Source organism: Hymenobacter monticola, assembly GCF_022811645.1.
Classification (GTDB): domain Bacteria; phylum Bacteroidota; class Bacteroidia; order Cytophagales; family Hymenobacteraceae; genus Hymenobacter; species Hymenobacter monticola.
The window spans coordinates 328,737-352,357 of sequence record NZ_CP094534.1 but is presented as its reverse complement, the minus strand read 5'-3'; the positions used below and the strand labels follow the sequence as shown (position 1 = coordinate 352,357).

24 protein-coding genes are annotated in these 23,621 nt (G+C 65.0%); 8 read left to right on the top strand and 16 right to left on the bottom strand.

Going from position 1 to position 23,621, the window contains the following annotated elements; all coding sequences use genetic code 11:
- Nucleotides 1-17: 17 nt before the first annotated feature.
- From MTP16_RS01585 to MTP16_RS01555, 7 genes are all read right to left on the bottom strand, one after another.
- Entirely contained in the window at nucleotides 18-389 is a 372-nt protein-coding gene (locus MTP16_RS01585; RefSeq protein WP_243515345.1) for a hypothetical protein, read from the bottom strand.
- A gap of 294 nt (nucleotides 390-683) precedes the next feature.
- On the bottom strand, nucleotides 684-995 hold the full coding sequence (locus MTP16_RS01580) for a YrhB domain-containing protein (RefSeq protein ID WP_243515343.1): 312 nt from the start codon (nucleotides 993-995) through the stop codon (nucleotides 684-686).
- Between the two features lie 42 nt (nucleotides 996-1,037).
- A complete protein-coding gene (locus MTP16_RS01575; protein WP_243515340.1) occupies nucleotides 1,038-1,436 on the bottom strand; it encodes a toxin glutamine deamidase domain-containing protein in 399 nt (132 codons plus the stop codon).
- Nucleotides 1,437-1,466: 30 nt separating this feature from the next.
- Nucleotides 1,467-1,778, bottom strand: a complete 312-nt coding sequence (locus MTP16_RS01570) for a YrhB domain-containing protein (RefSeq protein ID WP_243515337.1) — start codon at nucleotides 1,776-1,778, stop codon at nucleotides 1,467-1,469.
- A 51-nt stretch (nucleotides 1,779-1,829) separates the two neighbouring features.
- The gene (gene tssD, locus MTP16_RS01565) at nucleotides 1,830-2,882 is read right to left on the bottom strand and encodes a type VI secretion system tube protein TssD (protein WP_243515333.1); all 1,053 of its coding nucleotides are present in this window, start codon (nucleotides 2,880-2,882) and stop codon (nucleotides 1,830-1,832) included.
- A 232-nt stretch (nucleotides 2,883-3,114) separates the two neighbouring features.
- Nucleotides 3,115-3,807, bottom strand: coding sequence for a LytR/AlgR family response regulator transcription factor (locus MTP16_RS01560; RefSeq protein ID WP_243515330.1), 693 nt, complete (start codon nucleotides 3,805-3,807; stop codon nucleotides 3,115-3,117).
- Nucleotides 3,808-3,890: 83 nt separating this feature from the next.
- On the bottom strand, nucleotides 3,891-5,000 hold the full coding sequence (locus tag MTP16_RS01555; protein ID WP_243515326.1) for a sensor histidine kinase: 1,110 nt from the start codon (nucleotides 4,998-5,000) through the stop codon (nucleotides 3,891-3,893).
- A gap of 230 nt (nucleotides 5,001-5,230) precedes the next feature.
- Here MTP16_RS01555 and MTP16_RS01550 point away from each other — a divergent pair, with 230 nt between their 5' ends.
- The 4 genes from MTP16_RS01550 (at nucleotide 5,231) to MTP16_RS01535 (ending at nucleotide 9,962) form a co-directional block, all read left to right on the top strand.
- A complete protein-coding gene (locus tag MTP16_RS01550; RefSeq protein WP_243515323.1) occupies nucleotides 5,231-7,723 on the top strand; it encodes an outer membrane beta-barrel family protein in 2,493 nt (830 codons plus the stop codon).
- Between the two features lie 191 nt (nucleotides 7,724-7,914).
- On the top strand, nucleotides 7,915-9,048 hold the full coding sequence (locus MTP16_RS01545) for a putative sensor domain DACNV-containing protein (protein WP_243515320.1): 1,134 nt from the start codon (nucleotides 7,915-7,917) through the stop codon (nucleotides 9,046-9,048).
- A gap of 242 nt (nucleotides 9,049-9,290) precedes the next feature.
- Complete coding sequence (locus MTP16_RS01540; RefSeq protein WP_243515317.1) at nucleotides 9,291-9,650, top strand: hypothetical protein; 360 nt, start codon at nucleotides 9,291-9,293, stop codon at nucleotides 9,648-9,650.
- Between the two features lie 45 nt (nucleotides 9,651-9,695).
- Entirely contained in the window at nucleotides 9,696-9,962 is a 267-nt protein-coding gene (locus MTP16_RS01535; RefSeq protein WP_243515314.1) for a hypothetical protein, read from the top strand.
- 160 nt (nucleotides 9,963-10,122) lie between these two features.
- Here MTP16_RS01535 and MTP16_RS01530 read toward each other — a convergent pair whose 3' ends face one another.
- The 5 genes from MTP16_RS01530 to MTP16_RS01510 all read right to left on the bottom strand — a co-directional run bounded on the left by MTP16_RS01530 (nucleotide 10,123) and on the right by MTP16_RS01510 (nucleotide 15,352).
- Nucleotides 10,123-10,608 carry a cold-shock protein gene (locus tag MTP16_RS01530; protein WP_243515311.1) on the bottom strand — a complete coding sequence of 162 codons (486 nt, stop codon included), beginning with the start codon at nucleotides 10,606-10,608 and terminating at the stop codon, nucleotides 10,123-10,125.
- A gap of 116 nt (nucleotides 10,609-10,724) precedes the next feature.
- Nucleotides 10,725-11,714, bottom strand: coding sequence for a 23S rRNA (adenine(1618)-N(6))-methyltransferase RlmF (gene rlmF / locus MTP16_RS01525; RefSeq protein WP_243515309.1), 990 nt, complete (start codon nucleotides 11,712-11,714; stop codon nucleotides 10,725-10,727).
- 129 nt (nucleotides 11,715-11,843) lie between these two features.
- Nucleotides 11,844-12,674, bottom strand: a complete 831-nt coding sequence (locus MTP16_RS01520) for a hypothetical protein (RefSeq protein WP_243515304.1) — start codon at nucleotides 12,672-12,674, stop codon at nucleotides 11,844-11,846.
- A 47-nt stretch (nucleotides 12,675-12,721) separates the two neighbouring features.
- Nucleotides 12,722-13,840: a 23S rRNA pseudouridine(2604) synthase RluF gene (rluF, locus tag MTP16_RS01515; RefSeq protein ID WP_243515301.1), complete on the bottom strand. Its 1,119-nt coding sequence runs from the start codon at nucleotides 13,838-13,840 to the stop codon at nucleotides 12,722-12,724.
- Between the two features lie 105 nt (nucleotides 13,841-13,945).
- Nucleotides 13,946-15,352 carry a hypothetical protein gene (locus tag MTP16_RS01510; RefSeq protein ID WP_243515298.1) on the bottom strand — a complete coding sequence of 469 codons (1,407 nt, stop codon included), beginning with the start codon at nucleotides 15,350-15,352 and terminating at the stop codon, nucleotides 13,946-13,948.
- Nucleotides 15,353-15,489: 137 nt separating this feature from the next.
- Here MTP16_RS01510 and MTP16_RS01505 point away from each other — a divergent pair, with 137 nt between their 5' ends.
- Both MTP16_RS01505 and MTP16_RS01500 read left to right on the top strand, forming a co-directional pair.
- The gene (locus MTP16_RS01505; protein WP_243515296.1) at nucleotides 15,490-16,359 is read left to right on the top strand and encodes an SDR family oxidoreductase; all 870 of its coding nucleotides are present in this window, start codon (nucleotides 15,490-15,492) and stop codon (nucleotides 16,357-16,359) included.
- A gap of 187 nt (nucleotides 16,360-16,546) precedes the next feature.
- The gene (locus tag MTP16_RS01500; protein ID WP_243515292.1) at nucleotides 16,547-17,230 is read left to right on the top strand and encodes a carbohydrate-binding protein; all 684 of its coding nucleotides are present in this window, start codon (nucleotides 16,547-16,549) and stop codon (nucleotides 17,228-17,230) included.
- Between the two features lie 117 nt (nucleotides 17,231-17,347).
- Here the strand turns inward: MTP16_RS01500 and MTP16_RS01495 are convergent, their stop codons facing one another.
- Entirely contained in the window at nucleotides 17,348-18,544 is a 1,197-nt protein-coding gene (locus MTP16_RS01495) for a phosphatase PAP2 family protein (protein WP_243515289.1), read from the bottom strand.
- Nucleotides 18,545-18,812: 268 nt separating this feature from the next.
- Between MTP16_RS01495 and MTP16_RS01490 the strand changes: the two genes are divergently transcribed.
- Nucleotides 18,813-20,279 carry an aldehyde dehydrogenase family protein gene (locus tag MTP16_RS01490; RefSeq protein WP_243515285.1) on the top strand — a complete coding sequence of 489 codons (1,467 nt, stop codon included), beginning with the start codon at nucleotides 18,813-18,815 and terminating at the stop codon, nucleotides 20,277-20,279.
- A 51-nt stretch (nucleotides 20,280-20,330) separates the two neighbouring features.
- On the top strand, nucleotides 20,331-21,017 hold the full coding sequence (locus tag MTP16_RS01485; protein WP_243515282.1) for a hypothetical protein: 687 nt from the start codon (nucleotides 20,331-20,333) through the stop codon (nucleotides 21,015-21,017).
- Nucleotides 21,018-21,070: 53 nt separating this feature from the next.
- On the opposite strand, the gene MTP16_RS01480 is transcribed toward MTP16_RS01485, so the two are convergent.
- The 3 genes from MTP16_RS01480 to MTP16_RS01470 form a co-directional block, all read right to left on the bottom strand.
- A complete protein-coding gene (locus tag MTP16_RS01480) occupies nucleotides 21,071-21,484 on the bottom strand; it encodes a hypothetical protein (protein ID WP_243515280.1) in 414 nt (137 codons plus the stop codon).
- A 63-nt stretch (nucleotides 21,485-21,547) separates the two neighbouring features.
- The gene (locus tag MTP16_RS01475) at nucleotides 21,548-21,973 is read right to left on the bottom strand and encodes a hypothetical protein (RefSeq protein ID WP_243515278.1); all 426 of its coding nucleotides are present in this window, start codon (nucleotides 21,971-21,973) and stop codon (nucleotides 21,548-21,550) included.
- Nucleotides 21,974-21,997: 24 nt separating this feature from the next.
- Entirely contained in the window at nucleotides 21,998-23,554 is a 1,557-nt protein-coding gene (locus tag MTP16_RS01470) for a glycosyltransferase family 39 protein (protein WP_243515276.1), read from the bottom strand.
- Nucleotides 23,555-23,621: the final 67 nt, after the last annotated feature.

Below are 23,621 nucleotides of genomic sequence, written 5' to 3'. Positions count from 1 at the left end.
GTGGTGGCACCGGGCTGCTACGGGGTGCGCAGGGCGTTATAAATCTCGCCGATGCCTTGCGTCACTTCGGCCAGTTGGGCGTGCAGAACCTCCAGCCGGGCCCGCTTTTGCGGGTTTGCCACGGGAAAATCTTCCTGGTAGTCGGCCCAGTGGCTGTCGAGGTAGTGGCCCAGGGACATCACCAGCGTGCTGGTGTCGTCGGCCGTTACCTGGAGGGGGGCGGCCAGCCGTTCCATCAGGCTATTGCGCTTGTTGCGCGTATCGGCGGTGCTCACGTCGGCCCAGTCTTTCGCGGCCCGGATGTCGGGCGTGTACAGTTGCAGCAGCTCGTCGAGGGCTTGGGCGCCCCGTTGCAACAGGGCCTGGTACGCGGCGCGGTAATTTACCATGATTTGTGGAGGGCAGTAACGTCGGCGCTGTGGTTGCCGAACCCGTAGTCTTTGTCGCGGGCCAGCTTATTGGGCACGAAGCATTGCCCGTCGCCGCTTTTCAGGCAGTGCCCGTTGTTGAGCTTTCCCTTGTAGTCGCCCGATACGGGCTGCGCCGTGGCCGGCCGCTCCTACACGTAAAACTTGGGTTCCTTGTTCACGGGGTCGGCGTAGGGCGGGGCCGTGCATTCGTACACCCGCTGGAAATTGTTCCGCTCGGGCATGGCGCGGCGGGCACGGGTGCTGGGCCGCGGCTCAGAACCAGCTGTAGGGCTCCCCGTTGCTGGCGGCGTACTGGGCCAGCAGCAGCTCGGTGGGCATGGGCGGCGCCACAAAGGGCACGCCGGTGGCGCGGTTCACTACAATGGGCCCCACGCCAATGGCCATGGCGCCCACGTTGCCGGTTTCCACGTATTCGCGGGTGTTGAAGGGAAACAGCCACGCCAGTTCAGCCTCCACCACCAGCGGTTCAATCAGCATCAGGTTCAGGTCGGCATTGCCGGGCATTTCCTGAATAATGTCCAGCGTGGTGCGGGCAACCCGGCGGGCCTCGTCTTTGGTGAGCATGGGAAATGAAAGGAAGTGAGCGAAAAAAGCGCGGCGGGCGCCTTAGCGGGCGGTGGGCGGCGGCACTACCCCCAGCTTGAGGTCGACGGCCGCGCCGTAGCGGGCCTGGGCCTGGGCCGGCGTCGTGAACGTATCGGCCGGATACGTCGGTCCCCAGCTTTGGCCCTCGATGATGAGGGGCGCACCGTCGGGGTTGACGATGAGGACGACGTGGGCACTCACCGTGTGCCGGTCCAGGATGAGGAGCAGGGCCGAGGTGCCCGGCGCGCTGTCGGCCATCAGCCGAAAAACCTCGGCAAAGTCGGCCACCTGTTGCAGCTGCACGCGCAGGCTGGCTTCAATGTCGCGCAGCAGGCGGGGGCCGGCATTGAGTGCAATGGCCTCGGGATTGGTCTGGTGCAGGCGGGCCAGAATGGCCTCGGGAATGTAGCCGCTGTTCATAAAAAGGGCAGGCAGAATGGGGGAGAAAACCTAATTGCCGGCAGCGGCGTCGGGGCCGGCCCCGACACTGGCCAGGTACTCGTCCAGCGCCTCGCCCTGCAGCATGGGCGGCAGCTGGCGGGCCTCGCCGGTGCGGCGGTTCACCATGAGCGGCGTAATGCCGAACACCATGTGGCGAAAATCGCGCGAAGCGTTATACTCCGCCGAATTATAGTTGAACACCCACGCCATTGGCTTTTCAATGATGCCGTCTTCCATAATAACGAGGTTGTCGCCACTGGTTTTGCTTAAGTGGCCAATGACTTCGAGCGCAATTTGCCGGGCTTGTTCTTTGTCGAGCATGGGAGGGGAAGCAGGGAGGTAAGGGGGCGGCGGTGCAACGCCAGCCAGCCACTAGGCCGGCAGGGAAGTATTGGGGGGCGGTAGAATGGCCAGCATCAGGTGGGTAGCGTCTTCGTCGCCGTAGCGGCGCTCGGCGCGCGTCGAGCTGGTGATGAGCTCGGCGGGGTTGAGCATATCCCGGTGCTGCCCTTCAATGATGGTGGCCTTGCCGTTGTTGTTCACCACCGTCACGATGTGGCCCATGCTGCCCGGCCCCTTGGGCAGCATCACGAGCAGGCCAATGGTGCCCTCCGGCTGGCTCTCGATGTCGCGGAATGCTTTGTGAAAGTCCGTGCCGGGCTCGCGTTGGAAAGTGATGCCGTGCATCGCCTCAATTTCAGGAATTTTCCGCAATTGTCCATCGGCGGGGGCCACAGCTTCGGGGTCGGTGCCGCGCAGGCGGGCCACCACGGCTTCCGTGATATGCGTGCAGTTGGTCATGCCGTTTTCCGGGTTCACGGCTTTGGGCAGGGCCTTGAGGTTGAGCGCAGCCATGTTGCTGGCTACCAGGGCCGCCGCTGCTGCTACCTCCTCGGCGGTGGCTACGGGCCGCACTACCGCGGGCACGGCCGGTTCGATGCTATCGGCGCCGGCTGCCAGTGCGGCGCTGGGCAGGTCTTGGGCCTTGCGGCCGCCGCTATGGCCACTGCCGCTGCTGCCAATGGCCATTGCCGCTATGGCCACGGCCGGCCCGCCACTGCGCAGCTCAAAACTCGCGGCCGCAACGGTGAGGTGGCACACGTAGGCGCCGTCGCGGCCAGCTCCGCTCTCAAAATACTCCTGGTAGCCCACGCATTCGCCGGCCGAAAATGCGATGGTTTCGTGAGCGATGTACTGGGCAGTGTCGTAAAAAACCACCTGGCCGGCCAGGGGCTTGTGCGGCGTGGCCGCCCAGTCCAGCAGCACATCGTTGTTGGGCACGTCCAGGGTCAGGAGCAGCAGGTCGTGGCGCACCTTGGCATTCACCCGGCCCCGGGCATCGGTGGACTGGTGGCAGGCATACTGGCAGCGCACCACCCGGTAGGAAGTGCCCGTCAGGTGCAGCTCGGCATGGAAAGAGGCCATATGCTAGGCAGGGAAAGGAAGCAAACGCTGGGCTGTTGGTCGGGTGAGACCGGGCCGCCGGCGGTGCGGTAAAGATATACCGATACGCAACAACGGCTCCGTCCGGTCAAATAACCCGACTGCGTTCCCTGCCGGACGGGCCAGCGAAAAGCGCTGCAGCTCGCCTCGGCCCGTCTGGCGTGGGAGCCGCCGCAAGCGCGGCTTTACCCAAAAAGCCTGCTTGGGACGGCCGCTACCCGTTCTTAAACCACGCCAGCAGCTCCGGCTTGTAGGAATTGCCGATGGGCAAGGCCGTGCCGTCGGCCAGCAGCACCTGCTCGGGCAGCAGGCGCTGAATGTGCGCGGCGGCCACGATGAAGGAGCGGTGCGTACGGCCGAAATCGGGGCCCAGCTGGTCGGCCATTTCCTTCATGGTGGCGTGGTGCAGGTAGGTTTTGGCGGTGGTCACCACCTTCACATAGTCCTTACAGCCTTCCACGTAGCGGATGCTGCCCAGGGGCACCCGCAGCAGGCCGCCCTGGTCCTTGAGCAGCAGGTGGCGCTCCTCGGCCGGGGCGGCGGGCGTGGGCGGCTGGTAGCGGCCGGTGGCTTTCACGAACCGCTCGTAGCTGAAGGGCTTGAGCAGGTAGTCGAGCACGTCGAGCTCGTAGCCCTCGTAGGCGTACTCGCGGTAGGCGGTGGTGATGATGGTTTGGGGCGGATGCTTGAGCGTGCGCAGGAAGGCCAGTCCGTTCATCAGCGGCATCTCGATGTCGAGAAACAGCAAATCGACGGGCTGGCTGGTGAGGTGCTCGTGGGCTTCCATGGCGTTGCGGCAGGTGCCGGCCAGCACCAGGCCCGGCGTTTGGCTGATGAACTGGGTGAGTACCTGGTGAGCCAGCGGCTCATCATCAACAATGAGGCAGCGGATAGGGGCGGAGGGCATGTGGGGCTGTAGCGTGGACTCTGCGAGTCCGCGCATAAAAGGGCTAGTAATGTTCGGGCAGGCGCGGACTCACAGAGTCCACGCTACGGAAACTGCAAAGTAAGCTCCGCCCGGTACCGGCCGTCCTTTTCCGACAGTCGCAGCTCGTGGGCGTTGGGGTAGTACAGTTGCAGCCGCTGGCGGATGTTCACCAGACCAATGCCGCCGCTGCGGGGCTTGCCCGGCGCGGCCGGCATTTCCGGTAGCATGTCGTTTTCAATGACGAAGTGCAACCGGCCGGGCGCGGTGGTGAGGGTGGCATCCACGCTGGCATCGTCGGAATAATGGTGGCGGCCGTGCTTGAAGCTGTTTTCGACCAGCGGCAGCAGCAGCAGGGGCGGCACCTGCAGGCCCGCCGCGCCCGGCCCGACGGTGGTGAGGGTGATGCGCGCGCCGGCGTATTTGCGCTGCTCCATCTCGAAGTAGTTTTCCAGAAAGGTGATTTCCTCGGGCAGCGCGATGTACTCCTTGCCGCTGTCATACAGCACGTAGCGCATCAGCTCCGAGAGCAGCAGGATGAAGCGCGGCGTTTCGGGCGAGCCGGCCAGGCTCAGGCCGTAGATGCTGTTGAGGGTGTTGAACAGGAAGTGGGGCTGGAGCTGGCTCTTGAGCTGTGTTAGTTGCAGGGCCAGGTGGTCGCGCTCTACGTGGCGGCGCCGGTATTCCTGCTCAAACGCCACCCGCACGAAGGCCACGCAGCTAAAGGCCAGAAAATCGGTGAGCAGCAGGCCCAGGTAGGGGTTGGCCACGTGCAGCAGCTGCTGGCCCGACATCGCGGCCAACTGCTGGTAGTAGTCGGTGAGCAGGGGCGGGGCCGCCACGGGCACAAACAGCAGCGCCGCCAGCCAGAGGTTGAGCTTGGTGCCCCACCACAGGTAGAGCAGCGTGCCCACGCCCAGCAGGGCGTAGCGCCGCTGCCGCAGCAGCGCGGGCACCAGCCAGCGGTAATAGGGCACCACGTAGACGGTGGCCAGCAGTGCAAACAGGATGAGCTGCGGGTAGGGAAAGTTGCTGGGGTGGCCGGGCCGGTGCACCAGGGCGGCGTCTTCCATGAAGCGCGCATACTTGAATACGCCCACGTAGAGTGCCCAAATCAGGAGCTCAAACAGCAGGGGGAAGCGGCTGGGCCGGTCGGCGGGTGGGGGGGCTTGCATGGGGCGAAGGTGGCAGGTTTTGGGCGGGCGCCGGCTGCGGGGCGCGGCGTTTTTCGACTAATGCGGGGATTTTTTCGACCAAAAAACCGGGCGGCCGCTTTGGTCGGAAAGTGGCCCGTAGTGGTCGAAAAACCAGAAAAAAGGGCTTTTCGGCGTCGTTGCTTTGTCCCATTCCCAGCCGGCTAGCGGCTTGGGGCATCCACTTCCGCCACGTCCTTTTTTTCATCGCCATGAAAAACGCTCCCGCCTCCGTTCTGCTCTTAAGCGCCCTTGCCGCCCTGCCCGCCACGGTGGCCGCCCAGGCCCCAGCCGCCGCTCAAGCCGCCACCAAAGGCACTGCCGCTGCTAAAGTGGCTGCCCAGTCGCTTAGCCGCTCCGCTGCCCAGTCCCTCACCGGCACCGTGGCCGACAGCCTCGGCCGCCAGGCGCTGCCCTTCGCCACCGTGGTGCTGCAAAGCGCCGATGACGCCAAAACCCTGCTCAGCACCGTGAGCGACGCGCAGGGCGCCTTCCGCTTCGAGGCCGTGCCCGCCGGGCGCTACACGCTGCAGGTGCGCTACGTGGGCTACAAAGCTGCCGCGCCCGTGGCCCTCACCATGGCCGCCGATAAGCCCGCCGCTCTGGCCCCCGTGCTGCTGGCCGCCGACCGCAAAATGCTGGGCGGCGTGACCGTGACGGCCACTAAGCCGTTCATCGAGCAGCGAGCCGACAAGCTGGTGCTCAACGTGGCCGCCAGCCCCATTGCCGCCGGCGGCACCGCCTACGACGTGCTGGGCCGTGCCCCCGGCGTGCTCGAAAGCAGCGCCGGCTTCCAGCTGCGCGGCAAAAACGTGACCGTGCTGCTCGACGGCAAGCCCACCAACCTGGCCGGCGACGAGCTGAAAGCCCTGCTCAGCGCCATGCCCGGCAATACGCTGGATAAAGTCGAAGTCATTGCCAATCCCTCGGCCCGCTACGACGCCAACAGCGCGGCCATCCTCAACATCATCACTACCAAAAGCCTGAAATTCGGCACCAACGGCGTGGCCACGCTGGGTGTGGGCGCCGGCCAGTACGGCCGCTACAACGCCGGCCTCAGCCTCAACCACCGCACCGCCAAGCTGAACGTGTTCGGTGGCCTCGACCGCCAGGACAACCAGACCTACAGCACCACCCAGGCCCGGCGCACTGCCGGCGGCGAGCTGGAAATCATTGAAAACGGCCGCGAGGTGCGCCGCAGCCAGAGCAACACGGCCCGGCTGGGCTTCGACTACACGCTGAGCAAGACCACCTCTTTCGGCCTCACCGCCAAGGGCATGCTGAACACCCGCGACCGGGCCGCCGACAACCTGGCCCAGTTGGGCACGGCCGCCGGCCTGGCATCGGCCTCGAACGTGCACACCGATGGCACCGCCCAATTCCTGAGCCCCTCGGTGAACCTGTACTACAAAACCACCCTCGACACCACCGGCCGCACCCTGAGCTTGAACGCCGACTACTTTGGCTACCAGAAGGACTGGCAGAACGAATACCTGACCCGCAACTTCGACGGCGGCTTGCAGGAAGTCGGGCCCGCTGGCCTGCTGCGCGACAACTCGCCGGCCCGCAACTCGGTGCACTCAGCCTCGGCCGACTACTCGCAACCGCTTTACAAAGGCACGCTGGAGGCCGGCCTGAAAACCACCTTCACCACCACCGACAACGACATCCGCTGGGAGCAGGCCACGGCCGGCCAGCCCTGGACCGTGGACGCGGGCAAAACCAACCACTTCATCTACCGCGAAAACATCAACGCCGCCTACGGCACCTACGCCCGCACCGTGCAGAAAATGAGCCTGCAAGTGGGCCTGCGCGCCGAGCAAACCAACACCGACGGCACCTCCCTCACCACCGGCCAAAGCACCCAGCGCCACTACCTGAGTTTCTTCCCCAGCGTGGCGGCCCAGTACAACCAGTCGGAAAAAGTGCAGCTGGGCTTCTCCTACAGCCGCAAGATTGACCGGTTCCGCTTCGGCATCGTCAACCCCTTCGTCACCTACATCAGCCAGTACCGATACGCCCAGGGCAACCCCAACATCCGCCCCTCGTTCTCGCACAACTTCGAGTTCACGCACTCCTACAACAGCCTGCTCACCACGTCCATCAGCTACGGCCACCACACCGACGTGCTGGTGGAAACCTACCAGAAAAACGACGCCACGCAGGTCGTGGTCAACTCCTTCGACAACTTCCGCAGCGCCGAATCCCTCTCGGCCAGCACCACGCTCATGAAGCCCTGGCTGAACAACAAGTGGATGACCGTGACCACCCTCGGCCTCGAATACGCCCGCATCAACCAAACCGCCAGCGTGGGCCTGGGCGCGTCCCGCCCCTCGGCCTATCTCTCCAGCAACCACACCCTCACGCTGCCCAAAGGTTTCAAAGCCGAACTCTCGGCCATGTACATGTCGCCGATGACCTTCGGCGGGCTGGCCTTCCAGTCGCGCTTCAGCAGCAGCGTGGGCGTCTCCAAGTTGCTGTTCAAGGACGCAGCCACGCTCACCCTCAACGTCACTGACCTGTTCAACACCCAGCAGAACCGCTACTCGGTACTTGCCAATGGCGTCAATTCTGTGAACCTCGACAAGGTGGAAAGCCGCTTCGTGAAACTCAACTTCAGCTATAAGTTTGGCAACAAGAACGTGAAAGCCAGCCAGCGCCGCAGCACCGGCATCGAAGCCGAAAAGATGCGCATGGATAACTAAGCGGCGCGGCGGGTGTTGGTTGGTAACCCGCTCGAAAAAAGGAACGTCATGCTGAGCGCAGCCGAAGCATCTCTACCTCGTAACTAATCGAATTTAGTACGGCGGTAGAGATGCTTCGGCTGCGCTCAGCATGACGTTCTTTTGACCTCTTTTCCACGCCGCCCCTGCTTCCCTTGCCGCTCCCACCCCACATGCTTTCCGAACCCACTTACCTCACGGCGCGCATGGCCGCGCCCATGATTGAAGCCCATTTTGCCCGGCACCACGCCGCCAGCCTGGAAGACGCCGACCGGCTGGCCGCCCCACCCGAGGCGCAGTGGGTGGAAGCCGTGGTTGACGTGGCATTTTGGGCCAGCCTGCGCCGGGAGGAGGGCCACCCGCCGCGCATTTCGCTGGCGCTGCTGCCGCCCGACCAGGTGCGCCGGCCGCTGCTGTTCGGCCACAAGCGCCGCCTCACGCCCTACAACCTGCTGAAGCTGGCGCCCGCCGTGGAGCAGCCTGGCATTCACCTCGGCGTGTGGCACGACGCCGATGGCCTCTACCTCTGGGGCACGGCCAATACCATTCCCTCGCTGTGCTTTGTGCTCGAAGTGGTGGAGCCCGGCCTGCTGGTGGTGAAGCACCGCCGCGTGGGCGGTTTCGGCAAGTACGTGAATGTGGCCGTGCTGCGCGGCGACCACCTGCAACTGGTGGACGAGGAGCACGGCGGTATGGCCGACTGCCCGGCCCTGCGCGCCTTCCTGCCCGGCCGGAGCCTGCCCTCGGCCGGCTCCGGCGAGGTCGATAACGTGCTGCTGGAGCTGGCCGCTGCCATGCGCGCCCACGGCCGCGGCGGCCTGGTGCTGGTGGTGCCCCCCGGCTCCGACAAGTGGCAGGAATCGGTGGTGCACCCGCTGAGCTACCCCGTGGCGCCGGCTTACAAGGGCATCACGCTGCGGCGCCGGCCGGGGCAGTCGCGCCGCGGCCTCCAAACCCAGCTGCACCGCAGCATCGGCGTGGTGGGCGGCTTCACCGCCGTAGACGGCGCCACCGTCATCACCCAGGACTACCACCTGCTGGCCTTCGGGGCCAAGGTGACGCGGGCCGCCCGCAGCACGCCCGTGGAGGTGATGACGCTGACCGAGCCCGTGGTGGGCAGCGAGCCCCGGCAACTGCATCCGGCCCAGAACGGCGGCACGCGCCACCTGGCCGCCGCCCAGTTTGTGCACGACCAGCGCGACGCCATTGCCCTGGTGGCCAGCATGGATGGGTTTTTCACGGTTTTCGCTTGGTCAGAGGACTTGCAGCAGGTGCACGCCCACCGTATCGACGTGCTGCTGCTCTGAGGGCAGAAAGCCAGTTCTTGGGCAGTAATTCACTCATTTTGAATAAAATGAGCATCTGATTGAAGCGGCAAGTATGGTCTGGCTATCATGTTAAGAATTAACAAAACGGCAACCTTCCGGCTGGGCCCTGCGAATACCATCATCCGCCGGCCGCGCCAGTGCCCCGGTATTGCCCCCGCAAACCTGCTATGGCCTTCCCGCTACAATTCCTTCTAGAAACCGTTGTTTTACCCAACCTTCTCATGGCCAAAGACAAAAAGAAGAAGCACAAGAAAGACGATGTTTCGGAAGATATTCTGGACGTTGCTGCCTTGTCCATCAAGAAGTTTCGCAAGGTGACCAAGGAAATCGGCAAGCTCAGCACCGGCCAGAAGCTGGTGGGCGGCATTGCTCTGGTGGCCGCCGGCCTCACCTACCTGGCCACCCAGGACGGCGGCGCCACCCCATCCGCCAAAGCCAAAGATGCGGAGGACAACGACTCCGGGCCGGCGCACCTTTTGGCCGGCCGTTCTGCCGACGATGCCGAACCCACTCCCGCTCGCCACAAAAGCCGCAAGGCACCCAAAGCCAAGTCCGCCTCCCGGTCCGAATCGGAAGATTAAAGCCTCGTTTTTTCCCGCATTCACATTCTCGCTTAAGCAACTGTCATGAAAAAGACCAAAAAAAACAAGGCCGCTAAAAAGGCCACGCTGCTCGGCGGCGCCACCAAGTCGCTCAAAAAGCTGGGCAAAGGCAAAACCTTCGGCAAGCTGAGCACCACCCAGAAAGTGGTGGGCGGTGCGGCCCTCGTGGCCCTGGGCCTGAGCTACCTCTCGAAGCGCCGCAAAGCCGGCACTGCCGCTGCTGAAACCGACACGAGCACCGATGCCGCCGCCGCTGAGCAAAACCTGGCTGCGCTGGACGGCAACGCCTAGTTAGCTCCGACCGGTTGCTGAATTAATGACATCGGTGCTACTTCAACCGGTCGGACCGCCTACGGCGGTCGGACCGGAGCAAATAGCTTTCTTGCCAGTTCAAACGCAAAAAGGCTGACGCTCTTGGAGCGTCAGCCTTTTTCTATTCCTGAAGCCATGCTTACTCGGCCGCGGCGGGCGGCGGGGTGGCGCTGGCCTTTTTCACGCGCACGGCGTTGGGGCCTTTCATGCCCATTTCGGTTTCGAAAGTCACCTTGTCGCCCTCGCCAATGGTGAGGCCGCCCAGGGCGTTGGCGTGCACGAAAATGCTTTCCTGGCTCTGGCTGTCCTTGATGAAGCCGTAGCCCTTCGAACCGTTGAAGAACGTGACGGTGCCGGTGCGGGTCGTGTCCTCGGGCTCCCGGTCTTCCTGCTTGCGCACGCTGATTTGAATGTCCTCGTCCTTGATGACGCGCTTGCGGGTGGGGTCGGGCGGGGTGGTGGTGATGTTACCGTCCTCGTCCACGTAAGCAAACATTTCTTCCAGGGCCACGCCCGATTTGGCGTTGGCCTGGCGCTCGGCTTTGCGCTCCTCCTTCTCGGTTTTCTTCTTGGCGCGCTTTTTCTCGTTGTCTTTCTTACCAAATGTCTCTTGAGACCTACCCATAGTGTTTGTTTTGTTGCTGATTCGTTGGGGCGACGGGGCCGGTTTCGGGAAAGCCGGCTCCGCCGCGGCGTGGATTATCACGAAGATACGCAATATTCGGAGCGTTTCCGCTGGGCTCAGGCGCCGGCCGGGCTCCAGCGGGCTTTTCGCCAGGCGGCTTGCTGCTGCGGCTTCAGAAACGTCCAGGCCACAAGGCGGCTTTTCTTCTGGCCCTGAGCCATTTCGATGGTGCGCACGTCGGTAGCACCCGCCGTTTGCAGGGCGCGGTACACGCCGGGCAGGGTTTCTTTTTTCGACACCAACGACGTGTACCAGTAGGCGGAAGTGGGCCGCCGCCCGCTTTCCTGCACCATGCGCCGCATGAAGCCGGCCTCGCCGCCCTCGCACCACAACTCGTTGTGCTGTCCGCCAAAATTGAGCGTGGGGCGGGGGCCGCGCCCGCGGGCCGGGCCGGTGCCCAGGCCAGCTACTTTGCGCTGCGAGCCGGCCGCCGCCTCCGCTGCCGACGCATGAAAGGGCGGGTTGCACATCGTCAGGTCGAACACTTCCCCGGCTTGAATGAGCCCGTCGAAAATGCGGGTGCGGGAGGGTTGCAGGCGGGCCTCGATGGCGCCGGCCAGGCTGGGGTTGGAGGCCTCAATCTGCTGGGCGGCGCGCACGGCCACGCCGTCCACGTCGGAGCCCACGAAGTGCCAGCCGTATTCGCGCCGGCCAATGATGGGGTAGATGCAGTTGGCGCCCACGCCCACGTCGAGCACGGTGATGTCCTCGCCGCGCGGCAGCTGGCCGCCGTTGCTGTCGGCCAGCAAATCGGCCAGGTAGTGCACGTAGTCGGCCCGGCCGGGAATGGGCGGGCACAGGTAGCCGCGCGGAATGTCCCAGTGCTCAATGCCATAAAACTGCTTCAGCAGCGCCCGGTTAAGCGCTTTCACCGCCGCCGGGTCGGCGAAGTCAATCGACAGATTGCCGAACTTGTTGGGCTGCACGAAGGCTTTCAGCGCCGGGCTGGCCTGGCTGAGCTGCGGGAAGTCGTAGGGCGCGCGGTGCGGGTTGCGCGGGTGCAGTTGCTCCTTTTCGGTGGGCGTGGCGGGGGCGGGTTTTTTCATGGGATATACTTATAAAATTTGAACGACGTAGGGGCGGGGCTTGCCCCCGCCCGGACGTTTGCGCCGAACCAGGTGTATCGTTCAACAGCGGGCGGGGGCAAGCCCCGCCCCTACGTCGTTCGAGCTGCGTTAAGTCGTCTTATACAGGTACCAGCCCTCGCCCAGCGGCTTGAGCACGATGAGGTGCTCGGGCGTCATGGCCGGCAGTTGGGCGGGCTCGGGTTGGTAGAGCAGGCCCACCGTGCTGTTCACCTTGCCGCCGATGACGAACTCCAGGCAGCTGGCGCAGCCGGTTTCGCGGCGCGTCACGCGGCTCAGGTACAGCTTGCGCAGCAGGGCGTGCACGGCCGGGTTGGCATTGGCGGCTTTCTCGCCAGCGGCCAAGCTATCGACGCGGGCAAAGTACTGGCCGCTCTGCACCAAGCGCAGCACCTTGCGAAAATCAGCCCGGTTTTTTCGAAAATGAGCGGCAATGTCGGCGTCGGCGGCGGTCCACAGGCGCAGGTTGCCGATGGTGAAGGCGTGGCTGGCGTCGGGGTGCTTGCGGTCGTAGTCGGCCACTTCGGCGGGCGGCAGGGCCGAGAGCAGTTCCACCATGGGCGGCCCCAGGTGCGTCATGGCCAGGTTGCGGATGGCGCCCAGCTTCCAGCCTTCGGCTTCGTGTCGGAAGTGCAGGTAGAAGTCGCGGTGCTCGGCGGGGCCCTGCAGCTCCACGGCCACCACGGCGGTGCTGTCGCCCTGCGCCACGAGCTGGCAGGTGCGCTGCAGCTGCGGCGGAATCTGCTGGCCTAGGGTCTCGCGCTTGGCCTGCCCGGCGGCCTCGCAGCAGAGGTAGTCCTTCATGTCGGCCCAGCCCAGAGGGGCCACAAACTGCTCGGCAATCTGGAGGGGCGCGAGGGGCGGGGCGGCGGGGGGCGCGGCCGGCAGCCACAGGCCAAAAAGCAGGAACAGGTGATTCATTCGGCAGCTAACGACAGCGGGCGGGGCAATGATTCCGGCCGTCGGCACTAGCGCGGCCGGCCCGGGCCCCGGCTTCCGCTCTTGCCGGGGCCCGCCGGGCGGCCGCCGGCAGTGCCGGGCCGGCCACTCTGGGGCCGCGCCGAACTGCCGGGGCCGGCGCTTTTGGGCCGCTGGGGCGACGGGGCCGAACTCTTGGCCCGCGCGGGCCCGCCCGGGCCGGCCTTGGCGGGGCGCTTGCTGCCGGGCGCGGCCTTGCCCGCGGATGCGTCTTTTTCGGGGCGCGGGCCCCACCAGCCGGTGCCCGAGGGGTTGAACATGGAGGGCGGGCCCGGCTTGCGCGGTCGGGGCTTGCCGGGCTGCGCGGCCGGGGCATCGGCGGGAGCGGAGGCGGCTTTGCGGGCCGGCGCTTTGCTGCGGCTGCGGCCACCGGAAGCTTCCTCGGTGCCGCTCGAATTGGCCACCATTTTCATGATGCCGGCCAGCTCAGCAGGCGTCAGCTCGCGCCAGTCGCCCACAGGCAAGCCTTTCAGCGTCACGTTCATGATGCGCACGCGTTCGAGCTTCACCACCTCGTAGCCGAAATGCTCCACCATGCGCCGAATCTGGCGGTTGAGCCCCTGCACCAGCGTGATGCGGAAGATATAGGGCGTTTCCTTTTGGATGACGCACTTTTTGGTGACGGTGCCCAGCATGGGGATGCCGTTGGCCATTTCGTCGAGCATACGGTCAGTGAGCACGCGGTCTACCGTCACCACGTATTCCTTTTCGTGCTGGTTGCCGGCCCGCAGAATCTTGTTCACGATGTCGCCGTCGCTGGTCAGGAAAATCAGGCCCGATGAGTCCTTGTCGAGCCGGCCGATGGGGAACACGCGCGCGGCGTGGTTCACGTAGTCCACGATGTTGCCGCGCACGCCCGGCTCGGTGGTGCTCGTGATGCCCACCGGCTTGTTGAAGGCCAAGTATACGGCATCTTCGGCCTGTTTCGGTTCCAGCTTGTGGCCGTTCACGCTCACCCGGTCGCGCGGGCCCACCTGGTCACCCACTTGGGCGGGCTTGCCGTTCAGCAATACCAGGCCCTGCTCGATGTAGCGGTCGGCCTCGCGGCGCGAGCACAGGCCGCTTTCGCTGATGAATTTGTTGAGGCGAGTAAGCGAGGTGAGCGGCATGGGGCGGAAGCTAAACGGGGAAAACAGCCTGGCTGGCGCGGGCTGCATGGGCAAGAAGGCAAAGGTACCCCCTAGGGTGGCAGTCTGGCGCCGCGCGGAGGGAAGTTACTTATCCTCGATGTAGGCGTCGCCGCCAATAAAAATCATGCTATTGTCGGCGTGGGCCGGGGTGCCGGCCGCTCCGATGGCGAACGACTGGCGCACGGTGCGGCCGTCGGCGTAGGTTAGGGTGAGGGTGTGGCCCTGCAGGCGGTAGGTGCCGCTGGCGCTGCGGCGGCTGCCGCCCGCCGCATTGGCGGTGACGACGCCGCCGTCCGCGCCCTCGCTGAAATGGCTGCCATCAAGGAATGTAATCTTCGAAATGACCAGCGACGTGGCACCGCCTATACTGCCGCCGCTGCTGTTTTTGTAAGCGCGCTTCAGCGGCACGGCGCCCGCTGCGTAGGCCGGAAACCAACTGCCCGTGCCCAGCTTGTAGTCGTTCGACTGGTTTTTATAGTTGGTGAGTACCACGCCCGAGCCGTTTTTGCGCCAAGTGCCCCAGGCGGCGGGGCGCTTGGCTTTGTCGGCGGCGGGGTTGAGGGATTCCAGAGGGCTTTCGCCTACTTCGCAGTACTGCCCATTGGCCAGCAAGGCCACCGGCTCGAAGGTGATGCTGCCGTAAGCATCGCCCACCGAGCGGAAGAACCACTGCGCCCCGGCCGCAGCACCCGTGCCGCTGGGAGCGGCCGGGGCCGTGGCTGCTTTGGCTGGGGTGGCGGCTGCGGTGGTGGTGGCACCGGCCTTAGGGGCAAAGCCTTGCGGTGTGAGCCGGAACCGGGCCATGTCCATGCCGTACTGGTTTTTGAACATGCCGGCAATGCTTTGCCGGTAGGCCGGCAGGGTGCGTTCCCGCACGGCAGCTTGCCAACCGCCTTGCACCACCACGCATTGCAGCTTCATTTCCTCGCCCAGCTTGGCGGCCACGCCGGGGGCGGCCAGTTGGGCGTTGCCCGCCATCTGGGAAGCCAGCTGGGCCCGCACGCCCCCGGCCATGGCAGGAGTGATGGCTTTGTCGTCCAGCACGTTATTCGTTGTCATCCAGCCCATAATCATAAACGAGCTCATGGCCGCGGCCGCGTCGTTGTCGGCCAGGCCGGTACCGTCGATGATGCCCCGGTAAATCTGGCCGTAGTCGTACTTGCCGGGCCCCAATGTGCTTGCCACAGCCCGCGAAGCGGCGGGGTTGGTGGCTTTGAGCCGGTCGACGTAGTTCTGCACGGTTTGGGCCTTGAGCGCTGCCGACGGTGTGTACGCAAACGAAGCCGCGCTGCCCGGGCGCCCGGCTTTGGTGCCGGAGCGGGCGGTGCCGCGGGCCACCTCGCCCAGGGCCAGATTGGCAATTTGCGAACTCGCCTGGGTGTATTGCAGCTGGGGCATGGCGTCCAGGTTCTGCGCCCAGAGGGTGGGGGCTACCAGCATCAAGCCGCTGAGGAGGGCGCCGAAAGCAGTATTTTTGGCAGGGGCATTCATGGAACAAGCTGGTGGTGCAGTACAGGGCTTTACGGGCTTGACTGCAACGGGTTAGCAGCCAATTCCGCGCTGCTGGTCGCAACCCGGGCCGGGCCGGGCCGTTAGGGTAAGCTCAACCTTTCCCTATTTCTATTTCCATGTCTGACAAGCCCACCATTTTCCCGCCCCAAAGCCAGGACGCGGGCGCCGGCAAACCCGGCCTCGAATATAAGATGACCCCCGAGCCCGAATTCATCCGCGAAGGCTACAAGGGCGCCGACAAGCTCAAGGGCAAAGTGGCCCTCATCACGGGCGGCGACTCCGGCATCGGCCGGGCCGTGGCCGTGCATTTCGCCGTGGAAGGGGCCGACGTGGCCATCAGCTACTTCCCCACCGAGCAGCAGGACGCCGAGAAGGTGCAGGAGCTGGTGCAGGCCCGCGGCCGCCGCTGCCTGCTGCTGCCCGGCGACCTAAAGTCGCCCGCCTTCTGCCAGGAAATCGTGGACCGCACCGTGGCCGAGCTGGGCGGGCTGAACGTGCTGGTAAACAACGCCGCCGAGCAAAACTGGCACGACTCGCTGGAGGATATCAAGGACGAAGAACTCGACAGCATCTTCAACCTCAACATCATTGCCATGTTCCGCATCTCGCGGGCTGCGCTCAAGCACCTCAAGGAAGGCGACTCCATCATCAACACCGCTTCGGTGAACGGCTTCAAGGGCAACGAGATGCTGCTGGATTACACCTCCACGAAAGGCGCCATCACGGCCTTCACGCGGGCGCTGTCATTGCAACTCGTGAAGAAGGGCATCCGGGTGAATTCGGTGGCGCCGGGGCCCATCTGGACGCCGTTTATCACCGGCGTGGGCTTGCTGAAGCTGCCGCTGTTTGGCCACGACGTGCCCATGGGCCGCGCCGGCCAGCCTTCGGAAGTGGCACCGGCGTACGTGTTTCTGGCGTCAGAAGACGCCTCATACTTCTCGGGCCAGACGCTGCACCCCAACGGCGGCTCGGTGGTGAACGCCTAGGGCTGGGTGCACCGCAAGGCCGAGTACCCCGAAGCTCCTGCTTCGGCCCGGTGAACGACGCCAACGCGGGCCGAAGCAGGAGCTTCGGGGTACTCGGGCCATATGGCAATAACCCCACTGCAAGCGCCACCGTATCAGCCTCTTTAAAATGGCTACATCGCCGTTTCTAATTACTTAACCGCTTACCATGAATACGAAACTGCTCGGCCTGCTGGCCGCCGCCTCGCTGGCCACCGCCGCCTGCCAACAGGATAAAAAGGTGGAAACCACCACCACGACCACGCCCGAAACCACCACTGCGCCCGCCACAACCACCACGACCACCACCACCGTGGATACCGTGGCGCTGCACGACGACGCCCGCCGCATGGCCGCCCGCGTGGCTGAGGACCTCAAGCTGAGCGACCCGGCCCTGACCACCCGCATCGAGCGCACCTACTACAACCGCGGCCGCCGCATCAACGAGCTCGAAACGCAGTACACCGCCGACACCACCGGCCGCTACGCCGCCATTCGCCAGGCCAACGACGACGCCGATGCGCAAATCCGGACCGACCTCAACAACGATGGCTACTACAACACATACTCCTCGAACCGCGCCAACTACGGCGACGGCCCTTATTCGATAACCCCCGTGGTGGTAACGACCACGACCACAACTGCCCGCCGCACCGGCGGCAGCGTGGGCCAGGGCTCGGGCGTGAAGAAGCTGGAGCGCGAAAACGACGGCGACAGCAAAACCAAGTACATGAACGGCGCCAAGGTGAAGCGCGACGACGACGGCTCGGTGAAAATCAAACGCGCCGATGGCACGAAAATCAAGATTGACGAAGACGGCAACCGCACCGTGAAAAAAGGCCTGTTTAAATAAGCCCTGACAAGGTCGAAACAGACCGTCATGCCTCGGCTAAGCTCGGCATGCTGTTTCAATACACTATATAAAAAGCTCGTTCCTGCATCAGGAACGGGCTTTTTTTGTCATGTTAATCTACCAGCGCAGCGACCACGACGCCCCGGTAAAGGGGCCGTAGGTGTAGGGCGAGAACTGGCCCTGCCGGTACCAGGGGCGCGGCTTGCGCGGCGGCACCAGGCCGGTGCCGTGGGCGGCCGGCCCGTTGGGGGTGGCCTCCACGCGGGTGCGGCCGTTGCGCACGGCTATTTTGGCGAAGGCGTAGCCGATGGCGATGCCCACGGGATAGTCGGAGGCCCAGTGCACGCCGTTGTTGAGCATGGAGTAGCCCAGCAAGCCCATCAGCGAGTAGCCCACGGGGCGAATGAAGCGGTATTCGGGGTAGTTGTCGGCGATGACCGTGACGGTGGCCATGGCCGTGGCCAGGTGGCCGGTGGGAAAGGCGTCGTAGTTGGGCACGAAGCTCTGGTAGCGGCTGTAGGACGGGAACAGGTGCCACTCGCCGCGGTCTTTGGTGGCCACGTAGGGGCTCTGGCGGCCGGTGAGGCGCTTGAGCGTTTGGATGACCAGGCCGGTGCTGAGAATGGCCTCGCCGAGCTGGCTGGAGGTTTGCAGGGCGCGGTTGTCCTTCTTAATGCCGCCGTATACCCAGAAGCTGCTGGCCACGGTGAGGTGCGTCCAGCCGTCGCCAAGAAAATAGAACGTGCTGTTGAGGTTGTCGGGCACGTTGAACTCGAACGGCAGGTTGGCCGAGCCCACGCGGAAGGGGATGTACACCAGCGTTTTCTGGGTGCTGGCGGCTTTCAGCCCCACGAACTTGCCGAAGTCCTGGCTCCACTCGATGATGGCTTGGTCGGCCACCCACAGCGCCACCGAAGCGGTGGCCAGGCCAATGAACGTCTCCTTGTTTTCCTTGCGGAACATGTAGCCCGGCGCCTGGCCCAGGTCGCGCGGAATGTGGAAAAGCCAGCGGAACGGCTTGGTTTTTTCGTAGTGCCAGGTCACGCCCGGCGCCACGGTGTAGTCGCTGATGCGGCCGTCGGCGCCGCGCGGGTGAATGCGCACCAGCGAGTCGGCAGGGGCGGCTTTGGCCGCGGCAGATTGGGCTTTGGTGGTGTCGGCGGGGGGCGGAGGGGCAGCTATCGAATCGGCGGCGAAGCCGGTAGAATCGGAGGGAACCGGGGCAGCGTGGGCAGCGCTGCGGGTGGCAAAACCCAAACTGAAAGACAGCGCAACAAACAGCCGCAGGGCGCGGCGAGGGTAATAAGAATTCACGAACGAGGAGAAATAGCGGATATCGGCGGTGCGGCCTCGCGGCAGGGGGTGGGCGAGGGGGAACCAGATGGGAAAACGGGCAAGCCGCGGCTCGCATAACGAACCACAAAGGTAACACCGGCGTCACGTTGGGCTAACCGCCGCGGCACCGGCTAGCGCTGACGGATGGCGGCATTAAATATTTTAGGTTAGCCGCGTATCTTTCTGCAAGCCCAACCCCGGGCCGCCGGCAAGTCGTATTATCTGCCTTCGTCATCCCAATATACTCATGCCCGAAACTGCTGCTGCGCCCCTGGAAAGCCTTGCTTCGCCCGCCACGGCCATTGCCGCCAACCGCTACGGAGCCGCCTTCGAAGCCCTGCGCCAGCGCACGCCGGCCCTGCGCCAGGAAGGCGTGGCCGCCCGCCGGGCCCGCCTGCAAAAGCTCAGCGACTGGCTGCACGCGCACCGGGCCGCCATTCATGAGGCCCTCTTGGCTGACTTCCGCAAGCCCGCCGCCGAGACGGACCTCACCGAAATCTGGACCTCGCTGGTGGAGCTCAAGCACACCAGCCGCCACCTGAAAAAGTGGATGGCGCCGCGGCCGGTAGGCACCAGCATGGCCCTGCTGGGCACTCGCGCCTGGGTGCAGGTGGAGCCCAAGGGCGTGGTGCTCATCATCTCGCCCTGGAACTACCCGTTTTACCTGGCCGTGGGTCCGCTGATTTCGGCCATTGCGGCCGGCAACGCCGTGGTCATTAAGCCGGCCGAGCAGACGCCGGCCACCTCGGCGCTGCTGCAAAAGCTGGTGCAGGACCTGTTTCAGCCCGACGAGGTGCTGCTGCTGCAAGGCGACAAGGAGGTGGCCACCGAGCTGCTGAAGCTGCCCTGGGACCATATTTTCTTCACCGGCAGCCCCGAGGTGGGCAAGATTGTGATGCGCGCCGCCGCTGAACACCTCTGTGGCCTCACGCTGGAGCTGGGCGGCAAGAACCCCGCCGTGGTGGACGAAACCGCCGACCTGCGCGACGCCGCCGAGAAAATCGTGTGGGGCAAATTCCTCAACAACGGCCAGACCTGCGTGGCGCCCGACTACCTGCTGGTGCAGGAAAGCGTGCAGCCGGCCTTGCTGCAGGAGCTCACCACCGCCATCCAGCGGGCCTACAACCCCGGCGGCGCGGGCATCGAGCGCTCCGAATCGTTGGCCCGCATCGTGAACCAGCACCACTTTGCCCGCCTCGCCGGTCTGCTCGAAGACGCCCAGGCCCGCGGCGCCACCGTGGCTGCCGGCGGCACCGTCGACGCCCTGCAGAACTACATCGAGCCCACCCTGCTCACCAACGTGCCGGCCGGCGCCCGCGTGCTGGAAGAGGAGATTTTTGGCCCGCTGCTGCCCGTGCTGACTTTTAAAGCCCTGCCCGAAACCACAGCCTACATCAACGCCCGCCTCAAGCCGCTAGCGCAGTACGTGTTCAGCACCAGCACCGAAAACCGCCGCTACCTGCTCGAAAATGTGTCGGCTGGCGGCGCGGGTATCAACGAAACCGTGCTGCATTTTGCCCACCCCGAGCTGCCTACCGGCGGCGTGGGCAACTCAGGCCTCGGCAAGGCACACGGGCATTCGGGCTTCCTGGCTTTCAGCAACGAGAAGGGCGTGCTGCGGCAGCGCGTGGGCTTCACCGGCATCAAGGCCATGTACCCGCCCTACACTGGCAAGGTGCAGCGGCTGATTGGGTTGCTGGTGAAGTACTTGTAGCCGCGCGGCCTGCGCAAGGTTACTTTTTGGGATGAAGCCGCATGAACAGCCATGATGACTTCACAACGATTGCGTAGCTGGGGCCTGGGGACCGCCGGCCTGCTGCTGGCCGCCTGCGACGACGGCCCGGAAGTGCGCTTTGTTCAGCCATTTCCGGCGCAGGCGGCGGATATGGCGGTTTTTCCGGCCCGGCACCGCGGCGTGTACACGGCCGCCGATGTGGGTAAGTCGCTGTGCATTGGCCGCACGGCGGTGTGGCGGCAAGAGTTGCAGCGGGTGATGAGCACCCGGCGGCAGGCCGATTCGGCGCTGCGCTACCATTTGCGTGCCGACACAACCTACGAGCAGGAAGGGCGTCTGCACTACGTGCACCTGGTGGGCCGCGACTCGGTGCGCGACAGCTGGCTGTGGACGGACACCATCTTCACCCTCGCGGGTACCGAAGCCGGTAAGCTGCGTCGCTTCCAGGGACGGTATTATCTCAACAGTCCCACTGACCTAAAAGACAAGTGGAAAGTGGAGCGACTGGAAATTGACGGCCTGGGACTCAACTGGCAAACCCTTGGCACCGACACTCTGCGCTTACAAGTCCTGGCTCCTGGCACCGTGCGTTACCACCGCGAAAAGGGGGCGCTGACTTCCATTTGGCTTACCCCCGCATCGCGGGAGCAAGCGCGCCAAGTGGGCCGCTACGCCGGGCTGTGGGAAACGCAAGAAACGTATCAGCGGCGGCACTAGGGGCTGGTTGCAACTGACGATGAAATTGGATGTGGCACCGCGCTAGCCGCCTGCTACTTCTGCCGCTGCTGCATCTCCGTAGCTATTTTTTGCTGAGTGGCTTTGGTTTGGAGCTGCTTGAATTTAGTGGGGCCCACCACGGCGCTCAGCTCGCGCTGAGACTTGGTGTTGATGCGTTTGAGCTCGGCCAGCAGCTGAGGCGACTTGGGCGCGTATTTTCCCTTGGCAGCATTCGATTCGCTGAGCGTGCCGTTGAGGATGGTGCGGACGCGGCCGGTTTGGTCGGGGGTGAGCTTGAGTTCGGAGCCCATCACGTCGGCCAGGTCGCGGGCGGCAGTGGGCGGCGCGGGCGAGTCGGCGGTGCGCACGGTTTCGACCACCGGGGCCGGCTTGTCGCGGTGGAAAAGGGAGCAGCTAGCGGCGGTCAGGCTCAGGGACAGCAGCAGGGAAAAACGGGAAGCGCGCATAATTGGGAAACGGCAATATTTCCACAGTACGCAAAAAGCGGCGGCATGGCCAGGGCAGCCGGCTTAGCGCGTGTCAATGTTGAAGCGGATGGGCGGAATGAGCGGGCGGTTGTCGGGGGAGAGCAGCTGGCGCGTCATCTTGCGGCGGCGGTGCTGGTACTTGGCTCGTTCCCGGGCCGTTTGCGCACCGGGGTAGATGTATTCTTCGTAGCGCGAAGACGGAGCCGGGCGGAAAAAGCTGTCGATGCGGGCCGTACGAAGCGAGTCGATGCGGCGGAGCTGGGTGCGCCGGGCGCCGCCGCGCAGCTGCTGTCGGGCCTGGGCGCGCCGGGCCTGCTGCTGCGCCACAATGGCGCGAAAGCGTTGGTGGCGCTCCGTGGTCATGGCTGTCACCACGCCGCGCACGCCGCCCCCGCCGCAGTTGCCAAACAGCAGTACCGCCAGCAGCGGCAGCAACAGTAGATACGTGGGCGACGATGACTGTTTCATCTGCCTAAAGTAACAAGCTTTGAGTTAATTAGCTGCGCGCTGGAAAATGGTCAGAATGGTCATGCCATTGACTCGGATGTCGTGCACCGGCGTGCCAAACGGCGGCTCGTAGGGCCCGGGATGCCAGCGGTAGATGCCCAGAAAATACCGGGCCTGCGCGTGAGGCACAAAGCGCAGGCGGGCGCGTTGCGCGGCTGGCAGCAGCAAGGAGTTATTGCGCAGGGCAATTTGCTGCGACAGCGTATCGCTGACGGCCACGGTGGCGCCGGGGTCGTGGGCCAGCACCCAGGCCAGGCCGTCGCGGCCCGAGACGCCCCAGTAGTCGCGCTCGAACAAGCGCTGCGCCACCGACCCGGGCAGAAAGCTGAAGTAGCCGTATTGGTAGGGGTGGTCGTGCACCTGGCGCACAAGCGTGTGCACGCCGCCCAACACCAGCAGCCCGCCGGCCAGCCAGCCCAGGCGCCGGCCTCCCGAGGCGGCAGGGGCAGCCTGCCAAGCCTGCACGCCCGCCCGCAGCCCGCGCACGGCCAGCAGCACGAAGGCCGGGTAGATGAAATAAACGTGCCGCCAGCCATCGTAGACGACTGATTTAATGGCAACTATTACCACCAATGGCCCCAAGAGCCAGGCCCCAAACAGCAGGTCCTGGCGGTTGGTGGTGTGGCGCAGCCAGGCCGTGGGGCGGGCCAGCAGCCCACGCAGCACCGCCCAGGCGCCGCTTAGGGCCAGCGCCGTGTGGGTTACCGGCGTGGTCACCAGCAGCCACACCGGCAGGTAGTGCCACGGCAGCCGCTGGCAGGAGGTCAACTCGCCCAGGTAAAAGACGTTCATGGTCTGCCGGTAGCGCCGGAAGCTGCCGAAGCACTCCCAGAACCGCGCCACCGGCGCTTCCCACAAAAACGGCCAGAACAGCACCACCAGCGGGGCCAGTGCCCCCAGGTACCACCCCAGCGCCCGCGTGAGGGCCGCCCGCCGCGCCGGCCGCGCCCACATTTCCAGCCCCCCGAAGGCCACGGTGAGGCCCGGCAGCAGAATGCCCATCGTGCGCACGTCGGTGGCCAGCGCGCACACCAGCGCGTGCCCCAGCGCGCCGCGCGCGGTGGGCCGGTGCAGCAGCCGCCCGAGCGTGAGCACGGCCAGCGCAAACAGGCTCATGAACACAATGTCTTTGTAGTTGTAAAACGCCTCGGCGAAGATGCGGGGCGAGAGCACCAGCAGCCCCGCGCCCACCAGCCCCCACCGCCAGCTGGTGAAGCGCGCCCGGCCCAGCCGGTACACGGCCCACGCGCCGGCCACAAACACGCCAAAGGTGAGCAGATGCCGCATCCAGCCGGCGCCGCGCGGGTCGTGGCGAAAAAAGGCGATTTCCAGCACCGCCAGCAGCATCTGGAATACGGGGCCGTGGTCGGCGTCGCCGTGGGTGGCCAGCTCGTGAATGTTGGTGAAGTGGCCGGCCGCCAGCACCTGCGGAGCCAGCACCTGGGCCACATAGCGCAGGCTCATATAGCCCACCATGCGGTCGGCGCGCTCGTCCCAGCCCATGCCGTAATCGCGCACCAGCAGCGGGCCGAGCAGCAGCAAAATTCCGAAAAACAGGCCGGCCGCAATCCGCCGTCTTCTATCGTCAAGCTTCCCCATGAAGTGCCTA